General features: G+C 40.0%; 9 protein-coding genes. 7 read left to right on the forward strand and 2 right to left on the reverse strand.

Annotated features, from left to right (window positions below; genetic code table 11):
- The first annotated feature begins 120 nt into the window (after nucleotides 1–120).
- Together AC3KZC_RS03365 and AC3KZC_RS03370 are read left to right on the forward strand one after the other, a co-directional pair.
- On the forward strand, nucleotides 121–1,641 hold the full coding sequence (locus tag AC3KZC_RS03365) for a CYTH and CHAD domain-containing protein (protein ID WP_490579161.1): 1,521 nt from the start codon (nucleotides 121–123) through the stop codon (nucleotides 1,639–1,641).
- A 5-nt stretch (nucleotides 1,642–1,646) separates the two neighbouring features.
- Nucleotides 1,647–2,261: an START domain-containing protein gene (locus AC3KZC_RS03370; protein ID WP_490579160.1), complete on the forward strand. Its 615-nt coding sequence runs from the start codon at nucleotides 1,647–1,649 to the stop codon at nucleotides 2,259–2,261.
- Between the two features lie 51 nt (nucleotides 2,262–2,312).
- Here the strand turns inward: AC3KZC_RS03370 and metK are convergent, their stop codons facing one another.
- On the reverse strand, nucleotides 2,313–3,464 hold the full coding sequence (metK, locus tag AC3KZC_RS03375; protein ID WP_490579173.1) for a methionine adenosyltransferase: 1,152 nt from the start codon (nucleotides 3,462–3,464) through the stop codon (nucleotides 2,313–2,315).
- Nucleotides 3,465–3,746: 282 nt separating this feature from the next.
- Between metK and tkt the strand changes: the two genes are divergently transcribed.
- The 5 genes from tkt (at nucleotide 3,747) to AC3KZC_RS03400 (ending at nucleotide 11,524) form a co-directional block, all read left to right on the forward strand.
- Entirely contained in the window at nucleotides 3,747–5,738 is a 1,992-nt protein-coding gene (gene tkt, locus AC3KZC_RS03380; protein WP_490579159.1) for a transketolase, read from the forward strand.
- A gap of 346 nt (nucleotides 5,739–6,084) precedes the next feature.
- Nucleotides 6,085–7,098 (forward strand): erythrose-4-phosphate dehydrogenase, encoded by a 1,014-nt coding sequence (epd, locus tag AC3KZC_RS03385; protein WP_490579158.1) that lies wholly within the window; start codon nucleotides 6,085–6,087, stop codon nucleotides 7,096–7,098.
- Between the two features lie 74 nt (nucleotides 7,099–7,172).
- The gene (locus AC3KZC_RS03390; protein ID WP_490579157.1) at nucleotides 7,173–8,348 is read left to right on the forward strand and encodes a phosphoglycerate kinase; all 1,176 of its coding nucleotides are present in this window, start codon (nucleotides 7,173–7,175) and stop codon (nucleotides 8,346–8,348) included.
- 167 nt (nucleotides 8,349–8,515) lie between these two features.
- Entirely contained in the window at nucleotides 8,516–9,580 is a 1,065-nt protein-coding gene (gene fba / locus AC3KZC_RS03395; protein ID WP_490579156.1) for a class II fructose-bisphosphate aldolase, read from the forward strand.
- Between the two features lie 141 nt (nucleotides 9,581–9,721).
- Complete coding sequence (locus AC3KZC_RS03400) at nucleotides 9,722–11,524, forward strand: choice-of-anchor I family protein (protein ID WP_490579172.1); 1,803 nt, start codon at nucleotides 9,722–9,724, stop codon at nucleotides 11,522–11,524.
- A gap of 326 nt (nucleotides 11,525–11,850) precedes the next feature.
- On the opposite strand, the gene AC3KZC_RS03405 is transcribed toward AC3KZC_RS03400, so the two are convergent.
- Nucleotides 11,851–13,473, reverse strand: a complete 1,623-nt coding sequence (locus tag AC3KZC_RS03405) for a response regulator (RefSeq protein ID WP_490579155.1) — start codon at nucleotides 13,471–13,473, stop codon at nucleotides 11,851–11,853.
- Nucleotides 13,474–13,644: the final 171 nt, after the last annotated feature.

Consider the following 13,644-nt stretch of genomic DNA (forward strand, 5'->3'; position numbering starts at 1 on the left):
GCAAGCATCTCAATCAAAGAGCTTCCTTTATAGGTAAAATAAGTAAAAAATTTGCATTGAATGGGGGGGATGGTTTATTTTGGACGCTCAATTAATTACCTTAAAAGCTATCTAACCTCTATGGATACAGAGATAGAACTGAAATTCCTTGTTTCAGATACCGTTATCGCCCACATTCCGGGACTTATTACTCAGTTTGGTAAGAGAATAACAAATTTCCCCGCACGTAATTTACTTAATGCGTATTTTGATACTCCAAACCGTGAGTTACGCGCGCTTGATATAGGATTGCGTACTCGCTGTTGTGATGGTGAATGTGAGCAAACGATAAAATTAGCCGGTGAAGTAGTCGGTGGCTTACATCAACGTCCTGAATACAATGTTGCTCTTAGCGGAAACCGCCCAGATCTTGAGGCTTTTCCTGCTAATATTTGGCCTCATGGCATGCAAATAAGTGCGATTAATCAAAGTCTCTATCCTATTTTTAGTACTAACTTTATTCGCCGCACTTGGTTAGTTGAAACTGAAAATGGCTCAGAGATTGAGGTTGTAGTAGATAAAGGGCAAGTGAGTGCAAGTAGCCAGTATGTCGGGATCTGTGAAGTTGAGATGGAGCTTAAAAAAGGCCATCGCAGTGATATTTTTGCCCTAGCTAAACAGTTAATTGCTTGCTCTGAAGTGCGATTAGGTTTGTATAGCAAAGCGGCGCGTGGGTATATGTTGGCTGATCATAAGCCATTAAAAGCCGATAATTACATCAATTACGTTCCTTTATCTGATGAAATGACGCAAGAGCAAGCCTTAATCGCTTGTTTAAATTATGGTATTCGTTTTGTGCAAAAGCATGAGCAATGTTATTTCGAAGACGCAAAATTTAAAACGCTTAAGTTAATGATGGATGGCGTAGCGCTTATCCGCCATACCTTGTGTTTATTCGAAGCGATAGTCGATAAGTCGACTACAGAGCATTTACGCCAAGAGTTAAAATGGCTCGCGCAGACTTTTTCGTGGGTAGAAGGTGCGATACAAATAAAGACTTTTACCTCTAAAAAGCATGCGTATTATAAAAAAATAAGCAAAGCGCCAAGCTTAAGCGCTGTGATTGACGAGATTCGTGAAAATCGCCCTCGTATTCGCTCAATTAAAGCCATATTTCAATCACCTCGATACAATAATTTAATTTTATCCTTAACTACTTTTTTAGTTGATAAATCATGGCGTAATACATGGTCAGCACACAGTGTGCAAGCAGCAGAATTAAAAGTTGTCGATATTGCCGCTGATTTATTTGAAAAAGATTGGCGAGAAATGCAAACCTTGATGCCCCTTGAGCATACTCTCAGTGCTGAGGACTATTTAGCACACAAACAAGCGTTGCAACGAAATTTGCTCAGTGGCGCGTGTTTAGGCTCGCTTTTTTCATCACCTAAACGTGACGAATATCGTAGCCCTTGGTTCGATATCATTGAAGGGATTGATGAATTGAGTACTTTAAATTATTTACAGCGCTTGTCTGAACAGCAATCTGATGAGGAATTAGCCAATATTAAAATTTGGTTAACACAAAAAACAGATAATTTAGTTGCTGCGATGGAGCAGAGTCGTCAAGTGACTTTGAAGCAAATACCGTATTGGCGCTAACTAAAGTGCTTAAAGTAATCGGAGCGTTTTACATCACTGTAATGTGCTCTGTTGCTTTAGCTGAACAGACTGACTGGAAGTGGGTGAGTAGTAAGCAAGGGGTTGATTTATTTCAACAAGAAACTGAATCAGGCTTAGTAAAGATTAAAGCGCATATGGTCTCTACAGGGACTCCTTCTGCGTTTGTTGCGTTGTTACATGATACCGAAAATGCACCTCTTTGGATTGATCGAGTGGTAAAAGTAGAAGTGCTTGCTCAACCAAGTGAGCGCGAGTTTATTGTTTATACTCAATTCTCGGCGCCTTGGCCGCTCAAAAATAGAGATATGCTGACTTATTCTAATTATTATACGCAAGCTGATGGCAGCTTTGCTTTTGATATTACAGATCAGCATCAATTACTTAAAGGGTATCAAAATCAGCGCATGTCGGATCAGACAGTCCGTATTAAAGATGTACGCGCTCATTGGCAGGTTAAAGCTTTGTCGGACAATACTATTGAGATTGAATATCACGCATTTGCTGATCCCAATGGCATCGCCCCTAGCTGGCTGGTGAATAAAATGGTTTTAAAAAGTGCGCAGAAAACGTTTGTTAATATACGGTCTCGGTTGCAATAAAAAAGGCGCTAGGCGCCTTTTTTATTATTTAACTAAGTTAATATTAGTTAATTACAGACCAGCTGCTGCACGAAGTGCTTCGGCTTTATCTGTTTTTTCCCACGGGAATTCTTCACGACCAAAGTGTCCGTATGCTGCAGTTGGCAAGTAGATTGGGCGTTCTAAATCAAGCATTTGAATTAAACCGTATGGGCGTAAGTCAAAATGCGCACGGATTAGTTCAATTAAACGTGACTCATCAAGTTTGCTTGTGCCAAATGTTTCAACGCTGATAGAAGTTGGCTCAGCCACACCAATCGCATAAGACACTTGTAATTCACATTTGTCAGCAAGACCCGCGGCAACAATGTTTTTAGCTACATAACGTGCTGCATATGCTGCTGAACGGTCAACTTTTGATGGATCTTTACCAGAGAAAGCCCCACCGCCGTGACGTGCCATACCACCGTATGTATCTACGATGATTTTACGGCCAGTTAAACCACAGTCACCCATAGGACCACCAATTACAAAGCGACCTGTAGGGTTAATAAAAAACTTAGTTGCTTTACTGATTAATTCAGCAGGTAGTACCGGCTTAATAATCGTTTCCATCACAGCTTCAACTAAATCAGCTTGAGCAATCGAATCACAGTGCTGCGTTGATAATACAACTGCATCAATTGCAACTGGTTTGCCATTTTCATAAGCAAAAGTAACTTGTGATTTAGCGTCAGGGCGTAACCACGGTAATGTACCGTCTTTACGAACTTGCGCTTGACGTTGAACTAAGCGATGAGAATATGTAATAGGAGCAGGCATTAATACTTCGGTTTCATTACATGCATAACCAAACATTAAACCTTGATCGCCAGCGCCTTGTTCTTCAGGGCTCTTACGATCAACACCTTGGTTAATATCAGGAGATTGCTTGCCGATAGTATTTAAAATAGCACAAGAGTCGGCATCAAAACCCATATCAGAATGCGTGTAACCAATTTCACGTACTGTTTTACGTGTTAACTCTTCGATATCAACCCAAGCACTAGTAGTGATTTCGCCACCTACCATCACCATACCTGTTTTTACGTATGTTTCGCAGGCTACGCGTGCTTTAGGGTCTTGTTCTAAGATTGCATCTAGAACCGCATCAGAAATCTGGTCCGCGATTTTATCCGGATGACCTTCAGATACAGATTCAGAAGTAAATAAATGTCTTGCCATTTTATTAATACTCACAAAAATCGCGCCCACGTAGGTGGTAAATTGCGCTTAAAAAATCAAGGGGCGTATTTTATATGAAAGTGACTTTTTTTCATAGTTGTTTTACGCCTAGATGGCCAAATTAAAATATTCAGACCATATTGTTATTAGAAAGTAACAAACAAGCCTTATTATTGCTGGTTTTTTCATTGCTCCCACTGGTTTAATAAGTAAGAATAGCTTCATACCCAAACTAATTGGGACTTACAACCAGCGCAAACACACTTAAAGGTAGGAGAATTCATGCCGTCTCGCAAAGAACTTGCTAACGCAATTCGTGTCTTATCAATGGACGCAGTACAAAAGGCCAACTCAGGCCACCCTGGAGCCCCGATGGGCATGGCTGATATCGCAGAAGTACTATGGCGCGATTATCTAAAGCACAGCCCAACAAATCCAGAGTGGGTAGATAGAGATCGATTTATTCTCTCTAACGGCCACGGTTCAATGCTAATTTATTCTCTTTTACATTTAAGTGGTTATGAGCTTTCAATTGACGATTTAAAAAATTTCCGTCAAATGCATTCTAAAACCCCTGGTCATCCAGAATATGGTTATGCCCCAGGTATCGAGACCACTACGGGCCCGCTTGGCCAAGGGATCACAAATGCAGTGGGTATGGCGATTGCTGAAAAAGCATTAGCGTCACAATTTAATCGTGAAGGCCATGATATTGTTGATCATTACACATATACCTTTTTAGGTGATGGTTGTTTAATGGAAGGTATTTCTCATGAAGCTTGTTCATTAGCCGGTACATTAGGCTTAGGTAAGCTGGTTGCATTTTGGGATGACAACGGTATTTCTATTGATGGTGAAGTTGAAGGCTGGTTTACTGACGATACGCCTGCGCGCTTTGAAGCATATGGCTGGCATGTGGTGCGTAATGTTGATGGTCATAATAGCGAAGCGGTGCGTGCAGCTATTGATGAAGCCCGTGCGCAAACAACAAAACCAACACTTATTTGCTGTAAAACCATTATCGGTTTTGGTTCACCGAATAAATCGGGTAGCCATGATTGCCACGGTGCGCCACTAGGCGATGCAGAAATTGCTGCGGCTCGTGAATTCTTAGGCTGGGAGCATGGCCCATTTGATATTCCTGCTGATATTTATGATGCATGGGATAACAAAGTGAAAGGCGCTGACAGTGAAGCTAGCTGGAATTCAAAATTTGCCGCTTATAAAGCTGCATATCCAGAATTAGCTGCTGAATTTGTTCGTCGTAATAACAGCGAATTACCAGCAGATTGGGCTGAGAAATCAAAAGCCTATATTGAGCAGTTACAAGCCAATCCAGCCAATATAGCCTCACGTAAAGCGTCACAAAATGCTTTAGAAGCCTTTGGGCCGTTACTGCCTGAGTTTATGGGTGGTTCGGCGGACTTAGCGGGTTCAAATTTAACGATTTGGTCTGGTTCTAAAGGTCTCACAGCTGATGATGCATCAGGAAATTACGTATTTTACGGTGTGCGTGAATTTGGTATGTCGGCCATTATGAACGGCATCACCTTACATAAAGGATTTATTCCTTATGGCGCAACTTTCCTTATGTTTATGGAATACGCACGTAACGCTGTGCGTATGGCTGCGTTAATGAAGCAACCTGCTATTTTTGTTTATACCCATGACTCGATTGGTTTAGGTGAAGATGGTCCAACCCATCAACCTGTAGAGCAAATTGCGAGCATGCGTTTAACACCAAATTTAGACAACTGGCGTCCATGTGACCAAGTTGAATCTGCGGTTGCTTGGAAAGCGGCTATTGAACGTAAGGATGGCCCAACAACACTTATTTTCTCGCGTCAAAATTTAGCGCAACAAACACGCTCAGCTGAGCAATTAGCTAATGTAGCTAAAGGTGGCTATGTATTGTCATGTGATGGTAATCCAGAAATTATCTTAATTGCGACGGGTTCTGAAGTGCAACTGGCACAAGATTCGGCAGCAGCACTGCGTGCGCAAGGTAAAAAAGTACGCGTAGTTTCAATGCCATCAACCGATGTATTTGAAGCGCAAGATGCTGCATACAAAGAATCTGTATTGCCTAAAGCGGTTAGTCGCCGTGTCGCGATTGAAGCAGGTATTGCTGATTACTGGTACAAATATGTTGGCTTAAACGGCGCTGTCATTGGTATGACAACGTTTGGTGAGTCTGCACCTGCCGGTGAATTATTCAAGCATTTTGGCTTTACGGTTGAAAACATAGTTGAAAAATCAATCGCACTTTTTTAATCTAACTTAAAAAGTGATAGCTTAATAGCCTACAAAGCCAGCCGAGTTGCTGGCTTTTTTATAACAAAAAATAAGCTATGAAATTGCGAAATAAGCATCGATTTTAGGTGTGTTTAAATTCAAAAGTTTATTTTAGATAAACCAAGAATCCTTAATTTATATTGCCTTAGTTTTTCTAATCTGAAAATTAATTATTTTCGCTATCGAAGATGGCGCGGGTCGTTTACAATAGCGCCATTAATTAATTGTAAATCTAAAGTTGTCGTTTATTGTTAGGGTGTTGACTAGCACTTGGACAATGATTTTGCTGCTTTAGCTACTTTTATCATGCGGAACCCTTTTTTAGATGGCAATTAGACTTGCAATAAATGGTTTTGGTCGCATCGGTCGTAATATCGTACGCGCTATTTACGAGTCCGAACAACACGATCGCTTTAAAGTCGTCGCAATTAATGAACTTGCCGAGCCGCAAGGAATTGCCCACCTGTTAAAATACGACACCTCTCACGGTCGTTTTAAATTTCCTGTTCAGCTAGATGGCGATTCTTTAAATGTTGCTGGCGATAGCATTGCTTTATTTGCCCTTGAATCACCAGCTGATTTACCTTGGGCTGAGCTTGATGTGGATGTGGTTTTAGAATGTACCGGTGTTTATCATTCCCGAGAGCACGCACAAATTCATTTAGCTGCAGGTGCCAAAAAAGTACTCTTTTCTCAACCTGCCGATGCCGATATGGATGCCACAATTGTTTATGGCATTAACGATGATGAGCTACAAGCTTCGCACACGATTGTATCGAATGGTTCATGTACTACAAATTGTATCGTGCCAGTCATTAAAGTAATTGATGATGCTTTTGGCATTGAGTCTGGTGCTATTACTACTATTCACGCTTCAATGCATGACCAGCAAGTAATTGATGCATATCATCCCGATTTACGCCGTACTCGCGCAGCAAGTCAGTCGATTATTCCTGTTGATACCAAACTTGCTCGCGGTATCGAGCGAATTTTACCCAAATTTCATGGCCGTTTTGAAGCGATTGCCGTACGAGTCCCAACTATTAATGTCACCGCAATGGATTTAAGTGTCACTCTTAATACCGACGTAGATTTAGCGGATATTAATCGAGTGATTAAAGCGGCTGCGGGTGGGCGGTTGACGGGTATTTTAGATTACACCGAAGAGCCATTGGTATCAGTCGATTTTAATCATGATCCACATTCTTGTATTATTGATGGTACACAAACACGTGTTAGTCATAAACGTCTAGTAAAGTTACTGGTTTGGTGTGATAACGAATGGGGTTTTGCTCATCGCATGCTTGATACTTCATTTGCGATGATGAGTGCCAAATAATCGTTAAAAATTAATTTATTGCGTATGTCGTTTACTAATTAGTAAATGAATTTTAGTTGAAAAAGGAGCAGACAATGTCAGTCATTAAAATGGCCGATTTAGATTTAGCAGGCAAACGCGTGTTAATTCGTGAAGACTTAAATGTACCAGTGAAAAATGGCAAAGTGACCTCAGATGCGCGCATTCGAGCTTCTTTGCCAACGATTAAATTAGCCCTTGAAAAAGGCGCTAAAGTAATGGTGATGTCACATCTAGGTCGCCCAACTGAAGGCGAATACAATGAAGAATTTTCGCTTGCTCCTGTTGTTGATTATTTAAATGATGCGCTCGATTGTTCGGTTCGTTTAGAGAAAGATTATTTAAACGGCGTAACTGTTAATGACAATGAAGTTGTGGTCTTTGAAAACGTTCGCTTTAACAAAGGCGAAGGTAAAGACGATGAAACTTTAGCAAAACAGCTTGCTGCATTATGTGATGTGTATGTAATGGATGCTTTTGGTACTGCACATCGCGCCCAAGCGTCAACTCACGGTGTTGGTGTTTTTGCTCCAATTGCTTGTGCAGGTCCATTGTTAGCGGCTGAATTAGATGCATTAGGTAAAGCACTTGATAACCCAGCTCGTCCACTAGTGGCGATTGTTGGTGGTTCTAAAGTATCGACGAAATTAACCGTACTCGACTCACTTTCTAAAATTGTTGACCAGTTAGTTACTGGTGGAGGGATTGCCAATACGTTTATTGCGGCGGCAGGTCATCCAGTTGGTAAATCGTTATATGAACCCGATTTAATTGTTGAAGCACAAAAGTTAACTGCAGATGCAAAAGCAAATAATGGTGACATTCCGGTTCCTACCGATGTAGTTGTTGCTAAAGAGTTTTCAGAATCAGCTGTAGCGACACTCAAAGATGTGTCTGAAGTAACAGAAGATGACATGATTTTTGATATCGGTCCTGATTCAGCGCAGCAATTAGCGACTATCATTAAAAATGCAGGCACGGTTGTTTGGAATGGCCCTGTTGGTGTGTTTGAATTTGATCAGTTTGGTAATGGCACTGAGGCAATTGCAAAAGCGATTGCTGAATCTAACGCGTTTTCAATTGCTGGTGGTGGCGACACATTAGCTGCCATTGATAAATATGGTGTTGCAGAACAAATATCGTATATTTCAACGGGTGGTGGTGCATTCTTAGAGTTTTTAGAAGGCAAAGTACTTCCTGCTGTGGCGATGTTAGAAGCACGCGCAAAATAGTTTTTTAAGCCACTTAGGTATCTTCTCTCACTTTGATATCTAAGCGGGTTGGTGAGTCTGGGCATGCTCAGACTGCGACTTAAGCCATAAATTGAGTCAGTAAAAAATTAATCTATCCGTTCATACCCGATAGCATTCGGTCGCTATCAAATATTGGAGAAAGCAAAATGGCTTTAATTAGTATGCGTCAACTTTTAGACCATGCAGCAGAATATGGTTATGGAGTTCCAGCCTTTAACGTTAATAACCAAGAGCAAATGCGTGCCATCATGGAAGCGGCAGACAGAACAAATAGTCCTGTTATTGTGCAAGGTTCTGCTGGTGCTCGTGCTTATGCCGGTGCCCCTTTTATTCGCCATATGATTTTAGCCGCGATTGAAGAGTGGCCACATATTCCTGTGGTAATGCATCAAGATCATGGTACATCACCGGGTGTTTGTCAGCGTTCAATTCAATTAGGTTTTTCATCAGTGATGATGGATGGTTCATTAATGTCAGATGGTAAAACACCATCGACTTATGAATACAATGTTGATGTAACACGTCGTACAGTTGAAATGGCGCATGCGTGTGGTGTATCAGTTGAAGGTGAACTCGGTGTATTAGGTTCGCTTGAAACAGGTGAAGCAGGCGAAGAAGATGGTATTGGTGCTGAAGGAAAACTAGATTTAGAGCAACTATTAACAGATCCAGAAGAAGCGGCTGACTTTGTTAAACGTACAGGTGTTGACGCCCTAGCAATTGCATGTGGTACATCACATGGTGCATATAAATTTACCCGTCCACCAACAGATGATATTTTAGCCATTGATCGCATCAAAGAAATCCATGCCCGTATTCCAAATACTCACCTTGTTATGCATGGTTCATCGTCAGTCCCACAAGAGTGGTTAGCGGTTATAAATGAATACGGCGGCCAAATTTCAGAAACTTACGGTGTGCCTGTTGAGCAAATCGTTGAAGGGATTAAACACGGCGTACGTAAAGTAAATATCGATACCGATTTACGTTTAGCATCAACGGGTGCTATTCGTCGCCATTTAGCGCTTAACCCTTCAAACTTCGACCCACGTAAGTTTTTAGCTGAAGCAACCAAAGCAATGACTGAAATCTGTATTGCACGTTATGAAGCGTTTGGTACTGCAGGACAAGCAGGTAAAATTAAACCAATGTCGCTTGATGAAATGCATTTACGTTATTTATCTGGCGAATTAGCTGCAAAAGTTAAATAAACCACATAACAAACACGTTGTTTTAAAAAAGCCCTGACAAGGGCTTTTTTTATGCCAAAAATCTGTCATATCAATGGCATAAATTCGTCATTTAAACATGGTCTGCTAGTGGCTTTATTTTTCACTATTTGGATGTGGGTTATGTATAAGAAATCGATACTAGCGTTGAGCTTACTGACTGTTTTAAGCGGTTGTTCACTTGAGGGTGAAGATGGCGCACAAGGCGCAGTAGGGCAAACCGGTGCAGCAGGGCAAACAGGGCCGACGGGCCAAACTGGGGCAACAGGCAGTAATAACTCAGGTTTGTATGATATTCAATTAGTGGGCCGAGCGGTATTAAGTGCCGAGTCGCCAGAAGGGGCCGCTGAAGTTGTTGCTTATCAGGCAAGTAAACAATGGATATATGCGATTAACAGTTCAGGTCTAAAACCCACAGTTGAAATTATGGCTACAGCCAATTTAGACCCTGTCACCTTGGTTAAAAATAACGAAGGGGTGATCAATAATACCAATTTATTGCCTGCGATCAGTCTTGATCTTTCTCTTAATACCCCAGGTGATGCCAACAGCATTGCTATTTCATCCGATGATAAATTGCTTGCAGTTGCGATGGCTTGGGCTGAAACGGGTGTCGCAGGCCAAATTGCATTTTATGATATCAGTGGCGATAGCCCTGTGTTTTTGCGAAATGTAACGGTAGGCTATTTACCTGATATGGTTACCTTTACCCCAGATAGTAGCAAAGTGATAGTAGCTAACGAAGGTGAGCCTGCAGGTGATTATTCGATTGATCCCGAAGGCTCGATTTCAATTATTTCAATTGTTAATGGTGCACCGGCTGCAACCGCAACCACACTTAGTTTAAGCGGTTTTAACGATCAGCAAGCTGAGTTAATGGATCAAGGAGTGGTATTTGCAAATCCGACAGGGCGCACCATTAAAGGCAAAGAGATTAATACCACCGTTGCGATGGATTTAGAACCTGAATACATCACCATCAGTGAAGACAGTAAAACGGCTTATGTAACAGTACAAGAAAATAATGCATTGCTGATTGTTGATCTTCAAACGAATACTTTAAAATTGAAAGGGTTAGGATTTAAAGATTGGGCTAAATTAGATTTTGATGCCTCAGACAAGGACGGCGGCATTCACTTTAAACAGTACCCCGGTTTATACGGTATGTACCAACCCGATACCATTGCAAGTTACCGTTGGCAAGGTGCAGAATTTTTAGTGACCGCCAATGAAGGAGATGGGCGTGAATACTTTTTTGCATCCCAAGATGAAGCAACTTGCTTAAATGAAGGTGGTTTGGAATTTGATGCTGATGCAGGTTGCTTGGCCTATGTTGATGAGATCCGAGCAAAAGCTCTCGATTTGGCTGATAACTTTAGTTATTTAAAAAATAATAACGATGACATAGGTCGATTAAAAGTCACTACCGTATTGGGTGACAAGAACAAAGATGGCCGTTATGAAGCTCTTTATACCTACGGTGCGCGCTCTTTTACGATCTGGGATAGTAATGGACTTGTGGTGTTTGATTCGGGCGATCAAATTGATCGGATCACCGCATCTATTCATGGTGAAGCGTTTAATAATGATGAAGATACTAACGAAGGCGATACCCGCTCTGACGCAAAAGGCGCCGAACCCGAAGCGTTAGCATTGGGTAAAGTAGGGCAACGTACCCTCGCTTTTATTGGACTTGAGCGAATGGGCGGTGTGTTAGTCTACGATGTGACTAATCCATACCATGCTCAATTTGTTGATTATTTTATTAATCGTGGCTTAGTTGAGGGCGCTGAGGTATCTGGTGATTTAGCGCCTGAAGGAATGAAGTTTGTAGCGGCCGATCATAGCCCAACGGGTAAGGCTTTATTGATCATCGGTAATGAGTTATCAGGCTCGGTAGCGGTGTGGCAAATAGCTGAAAAGTAATATTTTTTAATAAGGCGGGATAATTCTCGCCTTATTAGATCGAGATTTTACCTACTAGGGTAATTTCAGTGTCAATATTGGGTATAAAGTGGCTTTTCAGATCAGATCTTTATTAATAAGGATCACTTTTATACTAACAAGGATCGTTATTTTACCTACTTCGATCAGATCATAATCCCCAAAATCAGCAAAAAAAGAATCATAAAGTGCATTATTAGTATTTAAAACGACTTAAAACGAATAAAAAAACAGCACTATTTGTATTTACTGGGTAAAAAAGTGATCTCAAAAAGCAATATGATCTTAACTTAGTAAAAAACTGATCCTTAGCATTGATCTTTTGCATGTTGTTTTAATTGTAATAAACGCTGTTGCTGCGGTTGGGTCATTTTAAGTTTATAGGCTATCGCGAGAAGATCTTGTTGCTCAAAACGCCAAAATTTAGTGAGTTTTAGGGCTTGCATTGTATTGAGTAAATTTAAGAGATAAACCGGATTGGTTGGAGCCAAAAAGTGCGCTTTAGAAAACAGTTCGAGTGCCAAAAAGCTATGATTTAACAATTGTTTATCAATTGCTGATTGGTTGTAGTAGCTTGCTCTATATTCCTCATCTTGATTAATTTTATCAAATAATTTTTGCATCAAATAATCAAAAGACATGCTTTGAGCACTGATATCCATCATGCCATGTAACCGCACCTTTTGATCAAACAATTCTGTAGCACTTACTTTATCACGTAGTAATACCGCTGCAGCTAAACAAAAAAACTGTTTTAAATGATCATTCGCACGTAGTTTAAGTGGTTTTAACTGCTTGTTTAATGATGTTTTATCAGATTTTTGCGCATCTTGATCTAGGTAAATAGAGTCTAAAACGAATTTTATAAAAGGGAGTAAGTCTTGGTATTGATCAGCTGTCGATAAATTTAATAACTGTTTGAGGATCTTTTTGATTTGTTGACTACAGAGCTCAGCGGTGAGTGAGTTGTTATGATTTGATAAGCAGTAATCAAGTATGACAGTTTGCATCATACTCAGCAAAATAATCGTTAAATAATGGTGGTTTTCTAGGGTGGTTTTTAATTTACGTTCTAAATATTCGATACTGGTGGGCAGGCTTTCAATTTCAAAAATAAAAATACTTTTTAATTGTGCTTCATATGCACTGAAACTGACCTCGGGGAGTTGATTAAACGTGACTAAGCTTTGGTAATAATCATTGTGTTGTAAAAATACTTTTACTTTATATAACGCTTGTTTACGTGCCAATAAATTTAAAGACTGCATTTTTAATAAGGTAAGCTTGAGCTTTTTTTCATCACCAATTAAATGGTTAATGGCAAGTTGTGCACTGGCTTGTTGCGCTGATAAGTTGATTGCTTTGATTGTATGCAGAGCAGGGCTTATTTGTCCTATTTTTAGTAGTTGGGATGCACGAATAAGCTGTATTTCATTATGTTGTGCACTAGTTAAACCAATAAAATGTGCGTGAGTCAGTATGGCTTCTTTTTGCTCATTGTTAGCATTGCTAAGTTGATTAAACAGTAATTTTAAGCGTTTTGTAGAGTTTTCATGTTCTTTTAGTTGCTGTAAGAGTTTATTTTGATCAATTGGTTTATTAATGACTTCTGTTGTCACGTAGCGAAAAGCTAAATCAGCTAAAACAGCTTCAGGTTGGTCACTTAAAAACAGTACTTTACAGTGATGAGGTAGGAGTGACTGGCTAATTAAATAACGAATAAAATCATTACCATTACTGAACTCGGTATGTTCAAAATCCATCAATAAAAGATCAAAAGTGTTTTGTTTTAACTGCGAAAGTAGATCGTAGCTAGATTTGGCAATGCTCACATCTACGCAGCCTAACTTACGCAATAAAGCAACAAGGTGTGTGCGCACTTTTAAATCAGATTCAAGTAATAGGATATTGATTTTTAAAATGTTTTTCATCTATTAATAAATTATTTTTATTATTTTACATGAGTTTACCTATTTGTAAGTCAAGGCGAAAGTTTTAGCTGTATGCCATTGTTATAATTACTGAAATGATTATTGACGCCTCATTAGTTTCAATTATGCATCCTAAAATTATAAATTGCTGAATTTAAATGATATTTTTAA

It is taken from the genome of Pseudoalteromonas sp. J2K-J031 (genome assembly GCF_058197095.2).